Origin of the sequence: Pseudomonas sp. GM48, from assembly GCF_000282335.1 — a bacterium.
In the GTDB taxonomy this organism is placed as follows: Bacteria; Pseudomonadota; Gammaproteobacteria; order Pseudomonadales; family Pseudomonadaceae; genus Aquipseudomonas.
In genome coordinates this window covers 44,875-63,796 of sequence record NZ_AKJM01000115.1, presented here as the reverse complement: position 1 = coordinate 63,796, position 18,922 = coordinate 44,875, and the positions used below count along the sequence as shown (strand labels likewise).

General features: G+C 59.3%; 18 protein-coding genes and 1 pseudogene. 8 read left to right on the top strand and 11 right to left on the bottom strand.

Annotated elements, in window-relative coordinates; all coding sequences use genetic code 11:
• Positions 1-29: 29 nt before the first annotated feature.
• The 4 genes from spoT to PMI28_RS08285 form a co-directional block, all read right to left on the bottom strand.
• A complete protein-coding gene (gene spoT / locus PMI28_RS08270; RefSeq protein WP_007989580.1) occupies positions 30-2,135 on the bottom strand; it encodes a bifunctional GTP diphosphokinase/guanosine-3',5'-bis pyrophosphate 3'-pyrophosphohydrolase in 2,106 nt (701 codons plus the stop codon).
• A gap of 57 nt (positions 2,136-2,192) precedes the next feature.
• Positions 2,193-2,456, bottom strand: a complete 264-nt coding sequence (gene rpoZ, locus PMI28_RS08275; protein ID WP_007921129.1) for a DNA-directed RNA polymerase subunit omega — start codon at positions 2,454-2,456, stop codon at positions 2,193-2,195.
• A gap of 167 nt (positions 2,457-2,623) precedes the next feature.
• Positions 2,624-3,244 carry a guanylate kinase gene (gene gmk / locus PMI28_RS08280; protein ID WP_007975181.1) on the bottom strand — a complete coding sequence of 207 codons (621 nt, stop codon included), beginning with the start codon at positions 3,242-3,244 and terminating at the stop codon, positions 2,624-2,626.
• Between the two features lie 12 nt (positions 3,245-3,256).
• Complete coding sequence (locus tag PMI28_RS08285; RefSeq protein WP_007989577.1) at positions 3,257-4,120, bottom strand: YicC/YloC family endoribonuclease; 864 nt, start codon at positions 4,118-4,120, stop codon at positions 3,257-3,259.
• 268 nt (positions 4,121-4,388) lie between these two features.
• On the opposite strand from PMI28_RS08285, the gene rph reads away from it, so the two are divergent.
• The 3 genes from rph (at position 4,389) to gltS (ending at position 7,107) form a co-directional block, all read left to right on the top strand.
• Positions 4,389-5,111: a ribonuclease PH gene (rph, locus tag PMI28_RS08290; protein WP_007989575.1), complete on the top strand. Its 723-nt coding sequence runs from the start codon at positions 4,389-4,391 to the stop codon at positions 5,109-5,111.
• Positions 5,112-5,139: 28 nt separating this feature from the next.
• Positions 5,140-5,508, top strand: a complete 369-nt coding sequence (locus PMI28_RS08295; RefSeq protein WP_007989573.1) for a DUF4870 domain-containing protein — start codon at positions 5,140-5,142, stop codon at positions 5,506-5,508.
• 393 nt (positions 5,509-5,901) lie between these two features.
• On the top strand, positions 5,902-7,107 hold the full coding sequence (gltS, locus tag PMI28_RS08300) for a sodium/glutamate symporter (protein ID WP_007989572.1): 1,206 nt from the start codon (positions 5,902-5,904) through the stop codon (positions 7,105-7,107).
• A gap of 105 nt (positions 7,108-7,212) precedes the next feature.
• On the opposite strand, the gene PMI28_RS08305 is transcribed toward gltS, so the two are convergent.
• Complete coding sequence (locus PMI28_RS08305; protein WP_003176915.1) at positions 7,213-7,992, bottom strand: exodeoxyribonuclease III; 780 nt, start codon at positions 7,990-7,992, stop codon at positions 7,213-7,215.
• An 82-nt stretch (positions 7,993-8,074) separates the two neighbouring features.
• Here PMI28_RS08305 and pyrE point away from each other — a divergent pair, with 82 nt between their 5' ends.
• A complete protein-coding gene (pyrE, locus tag PMI28_RS08310) occupies positions 8,075-8,719 on the top strand; it encodes an orotate phosphoribosyltransferase (protein WP_007954442.1) in 645 nt (214 codons plus the stop codon).
• 208 nt (positions 8,720-8,927) lie between these two features.
• On the opposite strand, the gene argB is transcribed toward pyrE, so the two are convergent.
• The 4 genes and pseudogenes from argB to coaBC form a co-directional block, all read right to left on the bottom strand.
• Positions 8,928-9,833, bottom strand: a complete 906-nt coding sequence (gene argB, locus PMI28_RS08315) for an acetylglutamate kinase (RefSeq protein WP_007989569.1) — start codon at positions 9,831-9,833, stop codon at positions 8,928-8,930.
• 17 nt (positions 9,834-9,850) lie between these two features.
• A pseudogene (locus PMI28_RS08320) lies at positions 9,851-11,227 on the bottom strand (phosphomannomutase/phosphoglucomutase); the annotation flags it as partial.
• A gap of 260 nt (positions 11,228-11,487) precedes the next feature.
• A complete protein-coding gene (dut, locus tag PMI28_RS08325; RefSeq protein ID WP_007975171.1) occupies positions 11,488-11,943 on the bottom strand; it encodes a dUTP diphosphatase in 456 nt (151 codons plus the stop codon).
• Positions 11,944-11,948: 5 nt separating this feature from the next.
• Complete coding sequence (gene coaBC, locus PMI28_RS08330; protein WP_007989564.1) at positions 11,949-13,157, bottom strand: bifunctional phosphopantothenoylcysteine decarboxylase/phosphopantothenate--cysteine ligase CoaBC; 1,209 nt, start codon at positions 13,155-13,157, stop codon at positions 11,949-11,951.
• A gap of 137 nt (positions 13,158-13,294) precedes the next feature.
• Here coaBC and radC point away from each other — a divergent pair, with 137 nt between their 5' ends.
• Complete coding sequence (gene radC / locus PMI28_RS08335) at positions 13,295-13,969, top strand: RadC family protein (protein ID WP_007989562.1); 675 nt, start codon at positions 13,295-13,297, stop codon at positions 13,967-13,969.
• A gap of 121 nt (positions 13,970-14,090) precedes the next feature.
• Here radC and PMI28_RS08340 read toward each other — a convergent pair whose 3' ends face one another.
• On the bottom strand, positions 14,091-15,677 hold the full coding sequence (locus PMI28_RS08340) for an ABC transporter substrate-binding protein (RefSeq protein WP_007989559.1): 1,587 nt from the start codon (positions 15,675-15,677) through the stop codon (positions 14,091-14,093).
• A gap of 446 nt (positions 15,678-16,123) precedes the next feature.
• Between PMI28_RS08340 and rpmB the strand changes: the two genes are divergently transcribed.
• Together rpmB and rpmG are read left to right on the top strand one after the other, a co-directional pair.
• Entirely contained in the window at positions 16,124-16,357 is a 234-nt protein-coding gene (gene rpmB, locus PMI28_RS08345) for a 50S ribosomal protein L28 (protein ID WP_007975166.1), read from the top strand.
• Between the two features lie 11 nt (positions 16,358-16,368).
• A complete protein-coding gene (gene rpmG / locus PMI28_RS08350; RefSeq protein WP_003177274.1) occupies positions 16,369-16,524 on the top strand; it encodes a 50S ribosomal protein L33 in 156 nt (51 codons plus the stop codon).
• A gap of 208 nt (positions 16,525-16,732) precedes the next feature.
• On the opposite strand, the gene PMI28_RS08355 is transcribed toward rpmG, so the two are convergent.
• Positions 16,733-17,095, bottom strand: coding sequence for a cupin domain-containing protein (locus tag PMI28_RS08355; protein WP_007989557.1), 363 nt, complete (start codon positions 17,093-17,095; stop codon positions 16,733-16,735).
• Between the two features lie 234 nt (positions 17,096-17,329).
• Here PMI28_RS08355 and PMI28_RS08360 point away from each other — a divergent pair, with 234 nt between their 5' ends.
• Complete coding sequence (locus PMI28_RS08360; protein WP_007989555.1) at positions 17,330-18,823, top strand: aldehyde dehydrogenase; 1,494 nt, start codon at positions 17,330-17,332, stop codon at positions 18,821-18,823.
• Positions 18,824-18,922: the final 99 nt, after the last annotated feature.

Sequence of the window (18,922 nt, the reverse complement as noted above, 5' to 3'; positions counted from 1 at the left end):
CCTTGTAATGAGTTGGCTACGTTGGCGAGCTATGCACGCATGCGGGTGATGCGAATCACCCCGGTCAAGGCGCGCAGTTTCTTGATCACGCGGGCCAGGTGCACGCGGTCGTGCACGCTGACCACCAACTGGACAACGCTGATGCGACCATCGCGTTCGTCCATGCTGATTTTCTCGATATTGCCGTCGGCGGCGTTGACGCTGCTGGCCAGCAGGGCGATCAGGCCGCGCTGGTGTTCCAGCTCGACGCGCAGTTCGACGTTGAATTCGCCGGTGACATCCTTGGCCCACGAGAGCTGGATGCATTTTTCCGGGTTGTGGCGGATTTCGCTGATGTTGCGGCAGTTGTCCAGGTGCACGACCATGCCTTTGCCGGCGGACAGGTGGCCGACAATCGGGTCACCCGGGATCGGCGTGCAGCACTTGGCGTAGCTGAGCACCAGGCCTTCGGTACCACGAATCGCCAGCGGGCCTTCCGGGCTCGGCAACTGTTCGCCTTCGCCCAGCAATCGACGCGCCACCACATAGGCCATGCGATTGCCCAGGCCGATGTCTTCGAGCAAATCTTCGACCAATTCGAGGCGGTACTCGACGAGCATGGCCTTGACGCGCTCGGCCGGAATTTTTTCCAGTGAACTGTCGAAGCCATTGAGGACCTTGTTCAGCAGGCGTTCGCCGAGGCTGATGGACTCGGAGCGGCGTTGCAGTTTCAGCGCGTGGCGGATGTGCGTGCGTGCCTTGCCGGTGACCACGAAGTTGAGCCACGCCGGGTTCGGCCGCGCACCGGGAGCACTGACGATCTCTACCGTGGAGCCGCTTTGCAGCGGTTCGGACAGCGGTGCGAGACGGCGGTTGATCCGGCAGGCGATGCAGCTGTTGCCCACGTCGGTGTGCACCGCGTAGGCGAAGTCGACCGCCGTGGAGCCTTTGGGCAGCTCCATGATCCGGCCTTTGGGCGTGAACACGTAGACCTCGTCCGGGAACAGGTCGATCTTCACGCTTTCGATGAATTCCAGCGAGTTGCCGGCGCGTTGCTGCATTTCCAGCACGCCTTTGACCCACTGGCGGGCGCGGGCATGGGTGCCTTTTGGCTGCTCGTCACCGCTGGATTTGTACAGCCAATGGGCGGCGATGCCGTTGTTGGCCATCTCTTCCATTTCACGGGTGCGGATCTGGATCTCGATCGGAACACCGTGCATGCCGAACAGCGTGGTGTGCAGCGACTGATAGCCGTTGGCCTTGGGGATCGCGATGTAATCCTTGAAGCGTCCCGGCAGCGGTTTGTACAAATTATGTACAGCACCCAGCACGCGGTAGCAGGTATCGACCTTGTCGACGATGATCCGGAACGCGTAGACGTCCATGATCTCGTTGAAGGCCCGACGCTTGCCGCGCATTTTCTTGTAGATGCCGTAGAGATGTTTCTGGCGACCGCTGACCTCGCCCTGGATGCCATCGATGGCCAGGCAGTGGCTTAAGGATTCTTCGATCTTGTTGACGATTTCCTTGCGGTTGCCCCGGGCGCGCTTGACGGCCTGGTAGATCCGCGCGGAACGCATCGGATGCATGGCCTTGAAGCCGAGGTCTTCGAATTCTATGCGGATGGCGTGCATGCCCAGCCGGTTGGCGATGGGCGCGTAGATTTCCAGGGTTTCCTTGGCGATGCGCCGGCGTTTTTCGCCGGACAGCACTTCGAGCGTGCGCATGTTGTGCAGGCGGTCGGCCAGTTTGACCAGGATCACGCGAATGTCGCGGGCCATGGCCATGGCCATTTTCTGGAAGTTTTCAGCCTGGGCTTCGGCCTTGGTCTCGAAATTCATCTGGGTCAGTTTGCTGACCCCGTCGACCAGTTCGGCCACGGTCTCGCCGAACTGCGCTTGCAGCGCTTCCTTGGCAATACCGGTGTCTTCGATCACGTCATGCAGCATGGCGGCCATCAGGCTCTGATGGTCCATGTGCATGTCGGCAAGAATGTTCGCAACCGCGAGTGGGTGCGTGACGTACGCTTCACCGCTACGGCGGCGTTGGCCGTCGTGGGCTTGTTCGGCGTAGAAATACGCTCGGCGGACCAGGTTGACCTGGTCCTTGCCGAGGTAGGTCGATAAGCGATCGGCGAGGGCGTCTATGCTCGGCATGATGTCTCCTGCCGTAGGCTGTGATCCCGCGCCGTGCTACGTCGACCAGGCATAGGCTTAGACGGCCTCGTTGGACTCGTCCTCGAATGCAGCAAAAAGCGGTTCATCTTCAACGATTTCGGCTTCGGCGATAGCTGCGTAGTCGATCAGGCCTTCAGCGATTTCGCGCAGGGCGACGACGGTAGGCTTGTCGTTTTCCCATGCTACTTTCGGCTCTTTGCCGCCGGTGGCCAATTGACGGGCACGCTTGGTAGAGAGCATGACCAGCTCAAAGCGGTTATCCACGTGTTCTAGGCAGTCTTCAACGGTTACGCGGGCCATGGTCTTCCTCGTAGCAAATGCAATATGCGCGCTGCCCGGATGGGCGAGCGGACTCGACAGTTTAAAAAATCACCAGCGATTAGGGAAGCGCTGATTTTTTAACCAAGCCCTTCAACGCGCCGCAAGTGCCAATGTAAAGCCCTTGCAGCGGTTTTGGGAAGAGCTGATTAACCGAGCAATTCAGCCAGCAATTTGCCGTGGCGCTGCTGTTGACGCTTCTGAATCAGCTGATTGGCGCGGAAAATCGCCTTCAGGTCGTGCAGTGCGTGGGCGAAATCGTCGTTGATGATCAGGTAATCGTAGTCGACGTAATGGCTCATTTCGCTGACCGCTTCGCGCATCCGGCCGTCAATGATCTCGTCGCTGTCCTGGCCACGATTGGTCAGGCGCTGGTGCAGGGCCTGCAATGACGGCGGCAGAATGAAGATCGAGCGGGCCTGAGGCATCAGCTTGCGCACCTGCTCGGCGCCTTGCCAGTCGATTTCCAGAATCAGGTCGTGGCCTTCGTCCAGGGTCTGCTGCAGGTGGCTTTGCGATGTGCCGTAGAGATTGCCGAACACTTCGGCGCGCTCGAGGAAATCGCCGTGCTCGATCATCTTCACGAACTCGCTGCGGTCGACGAAATGATAGTTCACGCCATTCACTTCACCGGGGCGCATGGCGCGGGTGGTATGGGAGACCGAAACGCGGATCTCCGGATCGGCGTCGGTCAGGGCCTTGACCAGGCTGCTCTTGCCCGCGCCTGAAGGCGCGGAAATGATGTAAAGGGTGCCAGTGCTGTGGGTCATGTCGGGGTAGCCTTACTCAATATTCTGCACTTGTTCGCGCATCTGCTCGATCAACACCTTGAGGTTGACCGCAGCCTGGGTGCTGCGCGGGTCGAAGGCTTTGGAGCCCAGTGTGTTGGCTTCGCGGTTGAGTTCCTGCATCAGGAAGTCCAGGCGCCGACCGGCAGCGCCGCCGGATTTGAGTACCCGGCGAACTTCGATGATGTGGGTGCTCAGGCGATCCAGTTCTTCGGCGACGTCGCTTTTTTGCGCGAGCATGACCATTTCCTGTTCCAGGCGCTGCGGGTCCATCTCGGCCTTCATGTCAGTGAAGCGGTCGAGAACTTTCTGGCGCTGGGTGGCGAGCATTTGCGGAACGAGTTCGCGCAGGATCACCACGTCTTCTTCAATGGCGGTCAGGCGCTCGTTGATCAGCCGTGCCAGCTCCGCGCCTTCGCGTTCGCGGCCGGCCTTGAGTTCCTTGAGGCCCTGGTTGAACAGTGCCAGCGCTTCAGCGTTCAAGGCTTGCGGGTCGGTGGCGTCACCTACCAGTACGCCGGGCCAGGCCAGGACTTCCAGCGGGTTCAGCGCTGCCGGGTTTTTGATCAGGCTGGCGACGGTCTCGGCGGCAGCGACCAGTTGCGCGGCGCGCTCCTGATCGATTTGCAGCGCTTTGCCGGTGTTTTCTTCGGTGAAGCGCAGGGTGCATTCGAGTTTGCCTCGCGATACACCCTGGCGCAGGGCCTCACGAACAGCACCCTCGAGGTCGCGAAAGGACTCCGGCAGGCGCAGATGGGGTTCCAGGTAGCGGCTGTTGACCGACCGCAGTTCCCAGCTCAGGGTGCCCTGGACGCCGGCTTTTTCGACGCGGGCGAAGGCGGTCATGCTGTGCACCATGGCGGTACCTCGCAAGGCAGATCGGCACAGAACCGAGGTTCCGGGAATCCGATATCAATGAATTAAAGCCGACTGGCAGCAAAGGCGCAGGATTGTAGCGCAGTGGCGCGGATGCGCCCAAACACACGGTGTGACAAAGAGCGGCAGGCCTTCGCCGACGCACGGTGCAGAGCCCTCGGTCGTCGGCGGATTTTTTTAGAAGTGCCCAGTGACGGCCGGCGGCTCTATAATGCTCCGCAGTTTTCCGTCCCCAGTACAGGTAATCCCTATGATACGTCCAAGTGGTCGCGCTGCCGATCAGCTCCGCTCGATCCGCATCACCCGCAACTACACCAAACACGCCGAGGGTTCTGTGCTGGTCGAGTTCGGTGATACCAAGGTCATCTGCACCGTCAGCGTTGAACCGGGCGTACCGCGTTTCCTGAAAGGCCAGGGCCAGGGCTGGTTGACTGCCGAGTACGGCATGCTGCCGCGCGCTACCGGCGAGCGTAACCAGCGTGAAGCCAGCCGTGGCAAGCAGGGTGGTCGCACCCTGGAAATCCAGCGTTTGATCGGTCGTTCCCTGCGCGCTGCGCTGGACATGTCCAAGCTGGGCGACGTCACCCTGTACGTCGACTGCGACGTGATCCAGGCTGATGGCGGCACCCGCACCGCGTCGATCACCGGTTCCATGGTCGCGCTGATCGATGCCTTGAAAGTGATCAAGAAGCGTGGCGGCCTGAAGGGCGGCGACCCGGTCAAGCAAATGATCGCCGCTGTTTCCGTGGGTATGTACAAGGGCGAGCCTGTGCTCGACCTCGACTACCTGGAAGACTCGGCTGCCGAGACTGACCTGAACGTGGTGATGACCAGCGCTGGCGGTTTCATCGAGGTCCAGGGCACTGCCGAAGGCGCGCCGTTCCAGCCTGAAGAGCTGAACGCCATGCTGGAACTGGCGAAGAAGGGCATGAACGAGATCTTCGAATTGCAAAAGGCCGCATTGGCCGACTGACCGGACGGCTCCAGACAAGGAGGACACCATGAGTGACGAGCAACTACCGCTGCCCACGCCGAGCCAGGAGGTTCGTCAGTGGGCCATGTTTTGCCACTTGTCCGCCTTGCTGGGAATCTGGATTCCCTTCGGCACGATCATCGGGCCGCTGATTCTCTGGCAGATGAAGCGCGAGATGGACCCGTTCATCGATGCCCAGGGCAAGGAAGCGTTGAATTTTCAGATCACCGTTGCCATTGCCTCGGCCATCTCCTTCCTGCTGATGGTGGTGATCATCGGGTTCTTCATGTTCGGTCTGATCGCGATCGGTGCGCTGGTGCTGACGATCATTGCCGGGGTGAAGGCCAATGAAGGGCAGCCTTATCGGTATCCGTTCACTTGGCGGTTGATCAAGTAAGCCAAGACACTGATGCTGTTTCAAGCGCAGTTCAGCGCAAATCAGGATAAATGCCCCGACATGTCGGGGCATTTGTTTTTTTGCAATCAGATTAATCTCTATTACTGCGTACTTGGTCACTCGCTACTCAAGTGAAGTTCATTCGTGCACATAATGTTTCTTACACGTTTAGACACAAACTGCAAAGCCCGGTGCGGCTTGTATGCTTGGCAATGAGACTTGGCGGTTGATAAGGTTGCCCCAAGTAATATTCATCAAGAAATATTTCGATATATTCGGACCATTGACGGCCTCTGAATTTAATACCAGCCAGTGTTGAGACCGATCAACCTGTTCAAGAGGCGTGTCCAGGTAAAAAGTTCGCCCCTGAATATATAAGAAAGAATGTCCAGAATGCTTCAGCTCGATTTTTATGGAACACTTGTCGCCGCCTCTTTAGTGCTTTTGCTGGGGCGCGCTCTTGTCACGCGTGTCGGTTTTTTACGTACTTATAATATCCCTGAACCTGTAGCGGGCGGCCTGGTGGTTGCCTTGGGTCTTCTGGCTTTGAGGTCCCTCGATATTGAAGTCCGCTTTGATACTTCGCTGCAAACTCCCTTGATGTTGGCGTTTTTTGCCACCATCGGCTTGAGTGCAGACTTCGCCAGCCTGAAGAGGGGCGGACGCGTAGTGGGGGTTTTTCTACTGGCGGTTATCGGACTTCTAATTATTCAGAATGCGATGGGCATCGGACTCGCAACGGCGTTGGGTCTCGATCCCCTGATGGGCTTGCTGACAGGCTCGATTACGTTGGCAGGCGGTCACGGTACGGGTGCTGCGTGGGGGGCGATGTTCAGCGAGAAGTTCGGTCTGTCTTCTGCCTCTGAACTGGCAATGGCCTCCGCGACGTTTGGTTTGGTGCTGGGCGGTTTGATTGGTGGTCCTGTCGCTCGCTTGCTCATAAATCGTGTCCAGACACCCGGCCTCGAGCAGGAAAAACCACGGTTGCCAAAGGGCTTTGAACAGCCGAACAAAGAGCGCTCAATCACGCCATTTTCGTTTATCGAGACACTCGCTCTTATCTCGGTCAGCTTGCTGGTGGGCTCCCTCCTGAATGGTCTGCTCCATGAAACCGCATTTGAGTTGCCGACGTTCGTTTGTGTCTTGTTTGTGGGTGTGCTTTTACGAAACGGGCTTTCAGCACTTGGCGTGTATCAGGTATTTGAGCGTGAAGTCTCCGTGCTGGGGAATGTCAGCTTGTCGCTGTTTCTGGCGATTGCTCTGATGTCACTCAAACTGTGGGATCTGGCTGCGCTGGCTTTACCGATCTTCATCATCCTGGCTACGCAAACGCTGGTCATGGCACTGTTTGCGATTTTTGTGACGTTCAGAGTCATGGGCAGTAATTATGATGCGGCAGTACTGGCGGCGGGACACTGCGGGTTTGGGCTGGGTGCCACGCCAACTGCCATCGCTAACATGCAAGCGGTGACTCAGCGCTACGGGCCTTCGCAGATCGCGTTCCTGGTGGTGCCAATGGTGGGCGCTTTCTTCATCGACATCATTAATGTGATCGTGATCAAGATGTACCTTGCACTGCCGTTTTTCGCCGCGGTTTGAAGTTCAGGCCGCTGGGCCCCGCTGAATAGAGCGAATAAAAAATGCCCGTATCTTGCGATACGGGCATTTTTTTAGCTGTCCATCAGACCGCTCAGTGAAAATCACTTAGATGGTCAGCGTCCAGTCGTAGTCCACGATCAGCGGCGCGTGTTGCGAGAACCGCGGCTGGCGTGGCAGGCGCGCACTGCGTACGAAGCGGCGCAAGCCAGGGGTCAGCAGCTGATAGTCGAAGCGCCAACCGAGGTTGAGCATCTCCGCCTGTTCGTTATCCGGCCACCAACTGTACTGGTCGCCTTCACGGCTGACCTCACGCAGGGCGTCGACATAACCCATGTTGCCGACAATCTCGTCCATCCAGGCACGTTCAGGTGCCAGGAAGCCCGGAGATTGCTGGCTGTCGCGCCAGTTCTTGATATCCAGCTTCTGTTGCGCCACGTACAGCGAGCCACAATAAATGTACTCGCGACGTTTGCGCCGCTGTTTATCCAGATAACGGGCGAAGTCGTCCATTAGCTTGAACTTCTGGTTCAAGTCTTCATCGCCGTTCTGCCCCGAAGGGAGCAGCAAGGTCGCGATGCTGACCTTGTCGAAATCGGCTTGCAGGTAGCGCCCGTAGCGGTCGGCCGTCTCGAAACCGAGACCGCTGATGACAGCCTTCGGTTGCAGCCGCGAATACAAAGCCACGCCACCTTGGGCAGGGACTTCGGCATCGCAGGCATAAAGGAAGTATCCATCCAGTTGGAAGGCTGGATCGTCCAGTTCAAAGGCGGAGGCGCGGGTGTCCTGCAGGCAGATGACGTCGGCATTCTGTGCTTGCAACCAACTGAGCAAACCACGCTCGACTGCAGCCTGAATACCATTGACGTTCACACTGATGATCCGCATAAATGGCCCCAAAAATCGCGTGCGTGTATGATACACGGCGTCAAGCTAATTAGCTAAATCCGTGGTATTTGGGGTTTTTTTCATGCAAGCGTATCAGCGCGATTTCATTCGTTTTGCCATCGATCGCGGCGTTTTGCGCTTCGGTGAGTTCACCCTGAAGTCCGGGCGCACCAGTCCTTACTTCTTCAATGCTGGCCTGTTCAACTCAGGTTCGGCCTTGGCGCAACTGGGTCGTTTCTACGCCGCCGCCATTGCCGAGAGCGGCATTCCCTTCGACGTGTTGTTTGGCCCGGCCTACAAAGGCATCCCGTTGGCGGCGACCACCGCCGTGGCGCTGGCTGAGCATCACAACCGTGACCTGCCGTGGTGCTTCAACCGCAAGGAAGCCAAGGCCCACGGCGAAGGCGGCAGCCTGGTCGGCGCACCTTTGACCGGCGAAGTGCTGATCATCGACGACGTGATCACCGCGGGTACAGCCATTCGGGAAGTGATGCAGATCATCGCCTCCCAGGACGGCGCCAAAGCGGCCGGCGTGCTGATCGCCCTGAACCGTCAGGAACGTGGCAACGGCGAGCTGTCGGCGATCCAGGAAGTCGAGCGTGACTTCGGCATCCCGGTCATCAGCATCGTTTCGCTGAATCAGGTACTGGAATTCCTCGCCGATGATCCGCAGCTCAAGCAGCATTTGCCAGCCGTGGAAGCCTATCGCGCCCAGTTCGGCGTCTGACCGCACTTCCCCTGTGGGATCGGGCCTTTGTGGCGAGGGAGCTTGCTCCCGCTTGAGTGCGTAGCGCTCACAAAATCTTGGGTCTGCTACGCAGCCCAGCGGGAGCAAGCTCCCTCGCCACATAAAAAGCAATTTCCCACAGGGAACGTGGGCAAAAAAAGACCCCGCTCAGCCAGGCTGAGCGGGGTTTTTTTGTTTGCGCTATCGCTTAAGGACGCTTGCGATTGCTGATCAAGGTGCCCACGCCGGTATCGGTGAAGATTTCCAGCAGGATCGCATTCGGCACGCGCCCATCGATGATCAACGAGCTGCCCACGCCACCCTGGACCGCTTCCAGTGCGCAACGGATCTTCGGCAGCATGCCGCCGTAGATGGTGCCGTCGGCGATCAGTTCGTCGACCTGCGCAGTGCTCAGGCCGGTCAGGACCTTGCCCGACTTGTCCATCAGGCCGGCGATGTTGGTCAGCAGCATCAGCTTCTCGGCTTTCAACGCTTCGGCGACTTTACCGGCCACCAGGTCAGCGTTGATGTTGTACGACTCGCCGTTGGCGCCGACGCCGATTGGCGCGATCACCGGAATGAAGTCGCCCTTGACCAGCAGGTTCAGCAGATCGGTGTTGATCCCGACCACTTCGCCCACATGGCCGATGTCGATGATTTCCGGGGTGGTCATCTCCGGGGTCTGACGGGTGACGGTGAGCTTCTTCGCACGAATCAGCTCGGCGTCTTTGCCGGTCAGGCCGATGGCGCTGCCGCCGTGGCGGTTGATCAGGTTGACGATGTCCTTGTTGACCTGGCCGCCGAGGACCATTTCCACCACGTCCATGGTCGCGGCGTCGGTGACGCGCATGCCGTCGACGAAATGACTCTCGATCGACAGGCGCTTGAGCAGGTCACCGATTTGCGGGCCGCCGCCGTGAACCACCACCGGGTTGATGCCCACGGCCTTCATCAGCACGATGTCGCGGGCGAAGCCGGTTTTCAGCTCCTCGCTTTCCATCGCGTTGCCGCCGTATTTGATCACCAGTGTCTTGCCGACGTATCGGCGGATATAAGGCAACGCTTCGGACAGGACCTTGGCGGTGTTGGCGGCGGCTTCGCGTTCGAGGGTCATTCAGGGCTCCGGGTGAATCAGAACGGTAGTTGGAGATCAGGTGCAACGCGCTTCAACTGGACTTTGAAAACGTCCTTGATGCGTTGCAATTCAGCCTCGTCATCGGCCTCGAAACGCAGCACCAGCACCGGTGTGGTGTTGGATGCGCGTACCAGGCCCCAGCCTTTGGCGTAGTCGACTCGCACGCCGTCAATGGTGGTCAGGTCGGCGCCTGCGCCCCATTGTGCGTCGTGCAGTGCATCAATGATGCTGAATTTGCTCTCTTCGGTCACATGTATATTGATTTCCGGCGTAGAAATATCGTTCGGGAAGGTCGCGAACAGCTCTTCGGCCGAGGATTTTTCCTTGCTGAGGATTTCCAGCAACCGCGCAGCGCTGTAAATGCCGTCGTCGAAACCGAACCAGCGCTCCTTGAAGAAGATGTGCCCGCTCATTTCGCCGGCCAGCAGGGCGCCGGATTGTTTCATTTTCTTTTTGATCAACGAGTGACCGGTCTTCCACATTAGCGAACGGCCGCCGTATTCCTTGATCAGCGGGATCAGGCGGCGGGTGCATTTGACGTCGAAGATGATCTCGGCGCCCGGGTTGCGCGCTACGACGTCGCGGGCGAACAGCATCAGCAGGCGGTCCGGATAGACGATGCTGCCGGTGTTGGTCACCACGCCGACGCGGTCGCCGTCGCCGTCGAAGGCCAGGCCGATGTCGGCGTTGGTTTCCTTGACCTTGGCGATCAGGTCGACGAGGTTTTCAGGCTTGCCCGGGTCCGGGTGGTGGTTCGGGAAGTTGCCGTCGACCTCACAGAACAGCGGGATGACTTCGCAGTTCAGCGCTTCGATCAGTTGCGGGGCAATCACGCCGGCCGCGCCGTTGCCGCAGTCCACAACCACTTTCAGGCGACGGGCCAGCTTGATGTCCTGGACGATTTCGGTGGTGTAGCGGTCGAGGATCTCGACCTGGGTGATGCTGCCCTGGCCGCTGCTCAGGTTATTGGTCTTGAGGCGGTCGTGCAGGGCCTGGATCTGTTCGTTGGCCAGGGTGTCGCCGGCAATGACGATCTTGAAGCCGTTGTAGTTCGATGGGTTGTGGCTGCCGGTGAGCATCACACCGGATTTGCCGGCCAGCACGTTGGCGGCGTAGTACAGCGCCGGCGTCGGGACCAGGCCGACATCGCTGACGTGGCAGCCGCTGTCGGCGATGCCTTTGATCAATTGTGCGACTAGCTCCGGACCGGACAAGCGGCCATCGCGACCGACGGACACGTTTGGCTCGCCCTGGGCCAGGCTTTGGGAGCCGACGGCGCGGCCGATCCAGTACGCGGTTTCAGCGTTCAGGAACTCCGGGACGGTGCCGCGAATGTCGTAGGCGCGGAAGATGCTGTCAGGGAACTTGGGTGCAATTTTGGCCGGGGTGTTCATCTGTGGAAATGCTCCATCTCGAAAGTGGCTGGACAGGCCGCCGACTCATTCGGCGACAGGTTCAAACTGAAGGGTATGACGGCGTTTTCCACAGAGAGTTCGTGGTATGAAAGGGCCATGACACCCCTGATGGTAGGGGGTTGGCCGGGCAATGCCTTGATTTTCGGAGCTAAACCTTGCAGATGACAATTTGAATTCTGTGGCGAGGGAGCAAGCTCCCTCGCCACGATGGATCTCTATCAACGAGTGCCGGTATGGCCGAAACCGCCAGTGCCGCGCTCGGTTTCAACAAACTCTTCAACCATCTCGAAGTGAGCCTGCACCACCGGCACCAGCACCAGTTGCGCCAGGCGCTCACCGACCGGCATGGTGAATTCGGTCTGGCCACGGTTCCAGCAGGAGACCATCAGCGGGCCCTGGTAGTCGGAGTCGATCAGCCCCACCAGGTTACCCAGCACGATGCCGTGCTTATGGCCCATCCCCGAGCGCGGCAGAATCAGCGCCGCCAGGTTCGGGTCACCGATATAGACCGACAGGCCGGTAGGGATCAGCACGGTTTCACCCGGCTTGATCACGGTGTCCTGCTCCAGCATGGCGCGCAGGTCGAGGCCGGCGGAGCCCGGTGTGGCGTATTGCGGCAGCGGGAATTCGGTACCGATGCGGGGGTCGAGGATCTTGGCTTGCAAAGCGTGCATGTAAATTAAACCTGGTTCAGACGTTCGGCGATAAAAGTGATCAGCTGGCGAGCAATCTTGCTCTTGCTGGTCTGGGCGAAAAGTGTGGCGTGAAGCTCACGATCGATGACGCTGCAGGCGTTTTCTTCGCTGTTGAAGCCAATACTCGGGTTGGCGACGTCGTTGGCGACGATCAAATCGAGGTTCTTGTCTTTCAACTTGCGCGCAGCGTAATCGAGCAGGTGTTCGGTCTCGGCGGCGAAACCGACACTGAACGGGCGGTCGGGGCGGGTGGCGATGGTGGCCAGGATGTCCGGGTTACGCACCATCTGTAGCAACAAGCCGTCGCCGTTCGTAGGATCTTTCTTGAGTTTCTGTGGGGCTACGACTTCCGGGCGGTAGTCCGCAACGGCTGCCGAGGCGATGAACAGATCGCAAGGGATGGCTGCTTCGCAGGCGGCCAGCATGTCGCGGGCGCTGACGACGTCGATGCGGGTGACGCGATCCGGGGTCGGCAGGTGCACCGGGCCGGTGATCAGGGTCACGCGGGCACCGGCTTCCACGGCGGCTTCGGCCAGGGCAAAGCCCATTTTCCCGGAGCTGTGGTTAGTGATGTAGCGCACCGGGTCGATGTTTTCCTGGGTCGGACCGGCGGTGATCAGCACGTGTTTGCCGGTCAGGGCCTGGCGCTGGAAGCAGTCGGCGGCGCATTGGGCCAGTTCAAGGGCTTCGAGCATGCGCCCCAGGCCGACGTCGCCGCAGGCCTGGCTGCCGGAGGCCGGGCCGAAGACCTTGATGTCGCGGCTTTCGAGGGTTTGCAGGTTGGCCTGGGTCGCCGGATCGCGCCACATGGCCTGGTTCATTGCCGGGGCAACGGCGACTACGGCGTCAGTGGCCAATACCAGCGTGGTCAGCAGATCATTGGCGATGCCTTGGGCCAGCCGGGCAATGAGGTCCGCGGTGCCGGGAGCTATCAGCACCAGATCGGCCCATTTGGCCAGCTCGATGTGGCCCATGGCTGCTTCGGCCGCCGGGTCCAGCAGGTCCAGGTGGACCGGGTGCCCGGACAGGGCCTGCATGGTCAGCGGGGTGATGAACTCTGCGCCGCCTCGGGTCATGACCACGCGCACTTCGGCGCCCTGATCGATCAGGCGGCGAACCAGGTCGGCGCTCTTGTAGGCAGCGATACCGCCGCCGACGCCCAGAACAATGCGTTTCCGATACAGCCGCTGCATAGGCCTGCCTTTCAATTCGTGGGTGACATACGTGGCGAACCCCCCCCTCCCCAGGGTGAATTCGCCCGCAAAAAAGATGGGCTACGATATCACAGCGACCGCTATGGAACAGCGGTGCCCACAGACAGGGAGGTGCCATGAGTATTCGTGATTGGCCGGCGGCGGAACGGCCGCGGGAGAAGCTGCTGGAACAGGGATCGGCGAGTCTTTCCGATGCCGAGTTGCTGGCGATATTTTTACGAACCGGTGTGTCCGGTAAAAGCGCGGTAGATCTGGCGCGGCATCTACTGGGCGAATTTGGCAGCCTGCGCTCGTTGCTGGAGGCTGACCTTTCGACATTCAGCGAGCAACTGGGCCTGGGCCCGGCAAAATTCGCACAGTTGCAAGCCGTACTGGAAATGGGCCGGCGGCATCTGGCCGAGCGATTGCGCCACAGATCGGTGCTGGAAAACCCGCAAGCGGTGCGCGAATACCTCAAGTCGATGCTGCGTCACGAACCCCATGAGGTTTTCGGCTGCCTGTTTCTCGACTCCAAACATCAGGTGCTGACGTTTGAGAAACTGTTCCGCGGCTCCATCGACAACACCAGTGTTCACCCGCGACAGGTCGTCAAACGGGCGTTGGCCAACAACGCTGCGGCATTGATCCTCTGCCATAACCATCCATCAGGTAACACCGACCCCAGCCAGGCCGACCGACAGCTGACCAAACGTCTGCAAAAGGCATTGGAACTGATTGATGTGCGGGTGCTCGACCATTTCATCATCGGTGATGGAAACCCGCTGTCGATGGCTGAGTATGGGTGGATGTAGGGAAGCGCCCCCCCCTGTGGGAGCTTGCTCGCGAAGAGGGAGTGTCAGTCGCCATCAATGCTGACTGATACACCGTTTTCGCGAGCAAGCCCGCTCCCACAGGGTTTTGTGGTGAGGCGGATTATTTGATATTGACCTTGGAATAGTCCTGCCGACCGAACGGGCTGACCGAGTAACCCTCGACATCCTTGCGTGTCAGCGCGAAGGCCGTCGGGTGGGCCAGGGGTAGCCACAATGCCTGTTGCTGGATCTGCGTCTGCGCCTGTTCGTAAAGTTTACTGCGCACGCCTTGCTCGCCGGTGGTCTTGCCGGCGCTGATCAGCTTGTCCAGGTCCGCATTGCAGTAGCGGGCGAAGTTGGTGCCGGACTTGACCGCGGCGCAGGAAAACTGCGGCGTGAGGAAGTTGTCCGGGTCGCCGTTGTCGCCCGCCCAGCCCATGAACAGCAAGTCGTGTTCACCGGCCTTGGCGCGGCGGATCAACTCGCCCCATTCGATCACGCGGATTTCGGCCTGAATGCCGATTTCCGCGAGGTCAGACTGCAGCAGTTGAGCGCCAAGGCTTGGGTTGGGGTTAAGCAGGCTGCCGGAAGGGCGGGTCCAGATGGTGGTCTGAAAGCCTTCCTTGAGCCCGGCCTTGGCCATCAAGGCTTTGGCCTTCTCGATGTCGTGAGGGTAGCCCGGCAGGTTTTTTGCGTAGCTCCAGGTATTGGGCGGATAAGGACCATTGGCCGCCTCGGCGGTGTCCTCGAATACGGCTTTGACATAGTGGCTCTTGTCGAAGGCGAGGTTGATGGCCTGGCGGACTTCAGGTTTGTCCAGCGGTGGATGCTGGCTGTTGATGCCGACGAATGCGGTCATGAACGCGTCAGTCTTTTCGACTTTCAGGGTCGGCTCTTTCAGCGCTTCCTGTACGTCCAGGGGCTTGGGCGACAGGGCGATCTGGCATTCATTGCGACGCAACTTCTGCAAACGTACGTTGGCATCCGGCGTGATGGCGAAGATCAGCGGATCTACAGAGGGTTTGCCACCGAAGTAGTCGGGGTTGGCTTTATAGCGAACCGAAGCATCCTTCTGGAAGCGCGTGAATACGAACGGCCCTGTACCGATCGGCTGGCTGTTGAGCTTTTCTGGCGTGCCGGCTTTCATCAGTTTGTCGGCGTATTCGGCCGAATAGATCGAGGCGAAGCCCATGCTCAGAGTCGCCAGGAAGGTCGAATCCGGGTGGTCGAGGGCGAAGCGCACGGTTTGCGGGTCCAGTGCGTCGATCTTCTTGATCAGTGCAGGTAACTGCATCGATTGCGCATGCGGGAAGCCGCTCTGTGCGACTTTGTGCCACGCATTGGCCGGGTCGAGCATGCGGTCGAAGCTGAAAATCACGTCTTCGGCGTTCAGGTCACGCGTTGGGGTGAAATACTCGGTGCTATGGAATTTCACCTGCGGGTGCAACTTGAAGACGTAGATCAGGCCGTCGGGGCTGACCTCCCAGCTGTCGGCGAGGCTGGCGACCACTTTGCCACTGGCCGTGTCGAAGTCCACCAGGCGGTTCATCAGCACATCGGCCGAGGCGTTGGTGGTGGTCAACGAGTTGTACTGCACCACGTCGAACCCTTCAGGGCTGGCCTCGGTGCAGACGCTCAGGGCGGCAGCAAAGGCCTGTGGGCTAAGCAGAAGCGGGGCGAGCAACAGCGGTAGGGCAGCGAGGCGCATGGTCGGCTTCCTTTACAGATCGAAGGCCCATCTGCAAGTGCAGTCTGGAAAAGGCTTACCCTAGTGGGCTCTTTTGTAAATGACTATCCCCATTTTCATTTTGGGGGGACTATAGGCGCCAGATTTTGCTGTGCAGCGGTTAAGCAAAACCCCTGGTTGGCTCGATGAGCGATTCTCTGCGACGAGCGGTCGCCATTGACGATAGCCTTTGTCCAAGGCGCTCGGAGCCCGGAAAGCGGGGTTTTTGTGAATTCTACGCACACTGAATGTTGTTGCTCTCCAGTCTTTCTGGTATAAAGCAGCGCTCTTTTCTAGGGGCCCGGTTCCTTCACTGTAGGTGTAGCCGGTAAGACCTCTAAAGAAACGCGGCGCCTGGCGCCAAATGACTGAGAGATTAAGCGGCCAACCCATGCCGGGTTGGGCATGTGGTTTTAGAGGGCTGAGGCATGTCTAGAGTATGTCAAGTTACCGGTAAGGGTCCGGTAACCGGGAATAACATTTCCCACGCAAACAACAAAACCCGTCGTCGTTTCCTGCCGAACCTGCAGCATCACCGCTTCTGGGTTGAAGAAGAGAAACGTTTTGTGCGTCTGCGCGTATCTGCTAAAGGCATGCGTATCATCGACAAGCGTGGCATCACTGTCGTGCTGGCCGAACTTCGCCGCGATGGCAAGGTTTAAGGGAGCTAATCATGCGTGAATTGATTCGTTTGATTTCGAGCGCCGGTACTGGTCACTTCTACACTACCGACAAGAACAAGCGTACTACCCCGGACAAAATCGAGATCAAGAAATATGATCCGGTTGTTCGCAAGCACGTGATCTACAAGGAAGGCAAAATCAAGTAATTGATTTTTCCCTCTTACGAAAAAGGCCCGTATCGCGAGATACGGGCCTTTTTTGTTGTCTGTGGGTTATGCGCTGTCTGTCAGGGCCCCTTCGCGAGCAAGCCCGCTCCCACACTTGGTTGGCGCCGGACACAAATGTGGTGTTCACCGAAACTCGAATGTGGGAGCGGGCTTGCTCGCGAAGAGGCCAGCCCTGACAACGCAGTCTTCAAGCCTTCTGTTCAAACGCCACGTAGATCTTGCGGCACGCCTCCAGCACTTCCCAGGTGCCACGAAAGCCTGCCGGAATCACGAAGCGGTCACCCACGCGCAGGGTCTTGGCATTGCCGTCGAGGTCACGCAGCACGGAAACACCCTGCACGATTTCGCAGTATTCGTGCTCGGTGAAGTTCACCGTCCACTGGCCGACGGCGCCTTCCCACACGCCAGCGTTCAACTGACCGCAAGGGCTGTTGTAGTGGTTGTAGACCGCTTGCTCAGGGTCGCCCTTGAGCACTTTGGCCGGATCCGGACGGTAGCGTTCGGCGGCGGTGGTGGCTTGGCTGAAGTCGACGACGTTCTGGATGTTCATTGTTGTTATCCCCCGTGATTACGGCGCGAGTGGTTGATTTGCCAAGAGTCTATGTTTATTAAAATGAACATCGCAAGGCCGTTTGCCGGCCTTATGTCAAATATATTGAAACTTCATGGGCGGCTGGTTTAGGGTGGCAGATGCCTTGGGCCGAAAAGCAGGCTGGCCAGGCAGAATTCCTGACAGCACCCGCGAAGAACGCGGGTGTCGTATCAATAAGAGGAGGACACTCGCATGACCACCCTGACCCGTGCCGACTGGGAACAACGTGCCCGCGACCTGAAAATCGAAGGCCGCGCCTACATCAATGGTGAATACACCGACGCCGTCTCCGGCGAGACCTTCGAGTGCATCAGCCCGGTCGATGGCCGTCTGCTGGGCAAGATTGCCAGCTGTGACGCCGCCGATGCCCAGCGCGCCGTGGAAAACGCTCGCGCCACCTTCAATTCCGGTGTCTGGTCGCGCCTGGCGCCGACCAAACGCAAAGCCACCATGATCCGTTTCGCCGGCCTGCTGAAACAGCACGCCGAAGAGCTGGCCCTGCTTGAAACCCTCGACATGGGCAAGCCGATCAGCGACTCCCTGTACATCGACGTTCCCGGCGCGGCGCAAGCCCTGAGCTGGAGCGGCGAAGCCATCGACAAGATCTACGACGAAGTAGCCGCCACCCCGCATGATCAGTTGGGTCTGGTGACCCGTGAGCCGGTGGGCGTGGTTGGCGCCATCGTGCCGTGGAACTTCCCGCTGATGATGGCGTGCTGGAAACTGGGCCCAGCGCTGTCTACCGGTAACTCGGTCATCCTCAAGCCGTCGGAAAAATCGCCGCTGACCGCCATCCGCATTGCTGAATTGGCCGTCGAAGCCGGCATTCCGAAAGGCGTGCTCAACGTGCTGCCGGGCTATGGCCACACCGTTGGCAAGGCCCTGGCCCTGCACAACGATGTCGATACGCTGGTGTTCACCGGTTCGACCAAGATCGCCAAGCAACTGCTGATCTATTCCGGCGAATCGAACATGAAGCGCGTCTGGCTTGAAGCTGGCGGCAAGAGCCCGAACATCGTGTTCGCCGATGCGCCGAACCTGCAGGACGCTGCCGAAGCGGCTGCCGGTGCCATCGCCTTCAACCAGGGCGAGGTTTGCACCGCCGGTTCACGCCTGCTGGTGGAGCGTTCGATCAAGGACAAATTCCTGCCGCTGGTGATCGAGGCACTGAAAACCTGGAAGCCGGGCAACCCGCTGGATCCGGCGACCAACGTTGGTGCGCTGGTCGATACCCAGCAGATGAACACCGTGCTGTCCTACATCGAGTCGGGTCATGCCGATGGCGCCAAGCTGGTGGCCGGTGGCAAGCGTACGCTCCAGGAAACGGGCGGCACTTACGTTGAACCGACGATTTTCGACGGTGTGAGCAACGCGATGAAAATCGCCCAGGAAGAAATCTTCGGCCCGGTACTGTCGGTCATCGCATTCGACAGCGCCGAAGAAGCCATTGCGATCGCCAACGACACGCCTTACGGCCTGGCCGCTGCGGTCTGGACTGCCGACATCTCCAAGGCTCACCTCACCGCCCGCGCACTGCGTGCCGGTAGCGTGTGGGTTAACCAGTACGACGGTGGCGACATGACCGCTCCATTCGGTGGCTTCAAGCAGTCCGGCAACGGTCGCGACAAGTCGCTGCACGCGTTCGACAAATACACCGAGCTGAAGTCGACCTGGATCAAGTTGTAAGCTCGTGAGGGAGGCGGCAGGCCTCCCGAACGACGCAGATCCCTTGTGGGAGCGGGCTTGCTCGCGAAGGCGGTGTATCAGCCAACATTGATGTTGGAT

Coding starts and splice junctions, on each gene's coding strand:
- PMI28_RS08355 (WP_007989557.1), bottom strand. CDS start 17,095: ATGAACATCCAGAACGTCGTCGACTTCAGCCAAGCCACCACCGCCGCC.
- PMI28_RS08360 (WP_007989555.1), top strand. CDS start 17,330: ATGACCACCCTGACCCGTGCCGACTGGGAACAACGTGCCCGCGACCTG.
- PMI28_RS08305 (WP_003176915.1), bottom strand. CDS start 7,992: ATGCGGATCATCAGTGTGAACGTCAATGGTATTCAGGCTGCAGTCGAG.
- gltS (WP_007989572.1), top strand. CDS start 5,902: ATGCTTCAGCTCGATTTTTATGGAACACTTGTCGCCGCCTCTTTAGTG.
- rph (WP_007989575.1), top strand. CDS start 4,389: ATGATACGTCCAAGTGGTCGCGCTGCCGATCAGCTCCGCTCGATCCGC.
- spoT (WP_007989580.1), bottom strand. CDS start 2,135: ATGCCGAGCATAGACGCCCTCGCCGATCGCTTATCGACCTACCTCGGC.
- radC (WP_007989562.1), top strand. CDS start 13,295: ATGAGTATTCGTGATTGGCCGGCGGCGGAACGGCCGCGGGAGAAGCTG.
- rpoZ (WP_007921129.1), bottom strand. CDS start 2,456: ATGGCCCGCGTAACCGTTGAAGACTGCCTAGAACACGTGGATAACCGC.
- gmk (WP_007975181.1), bottom strand. CDS start 3,244: ATGACCCACAGCACTGGCACCCTTTACATCATTTCCGCGCCTTCAGGC.
- rpmG (WP_003177274.1), top strand. CDS start 16,369: ATGCGTGAATTGATTCGTTTGATTTCGAGCGCCGGTACTGGTCACTTC.
- argB (WP_007989569.1), bottom strand. CDS start 9,833: ATGACCCTCGAACGCGAAGCCGCCGCCAACACCGCCAAGGTCCTGTCC.
- dut (WP_007975171.1), bottom strand. CDS start 11,943: ATGCACGCTTTGCAAGCCAAGATCCTCGACCCCCGCATCGGTACCGAA.
- coaBC (WP_007989564.1), bottom strand. CDS start 13,157: ATGCAGCGGCTGTATCGGAAACGCATTGTTCTGGGCGTCGGCGGCGGT.
- PMI28_RS08285 (WP_007989577.1), bottom strand. CDS start 4,120: ATGGTGCACAGCATGACCGCCTTCGCCCGCGTCGAAAAAGCCGGCGTC.
- pyrE (WP_007954442.1), top strand. CDS start 8,075: ATGCAAGCGTATCAGCGCGATTTCATTCGTTTTGCCATCGATCGCGGC.
- PMI28_RS08295 (WP_007989573.1), top strand. CDS start 5,140: ATGAGTGACGAGCAACTACCGCTGCCCACGCCGAGCCAGGAGGTTCGT.
- PMI28_RS08340 (WP_007989559.1), bottom strand. CDS start 15,677: ATGCGCCTCGCTGCCCTACCGCTGTTGCTCGCCCCGCTTCTGCTTAGC.
- rpmB (WP_007975166.1), top strand. CDS start 16,124: ATGTCTAGAGTATGTCAAGTTACCGGTAAGGGTCCGGTAACCGGGAAT.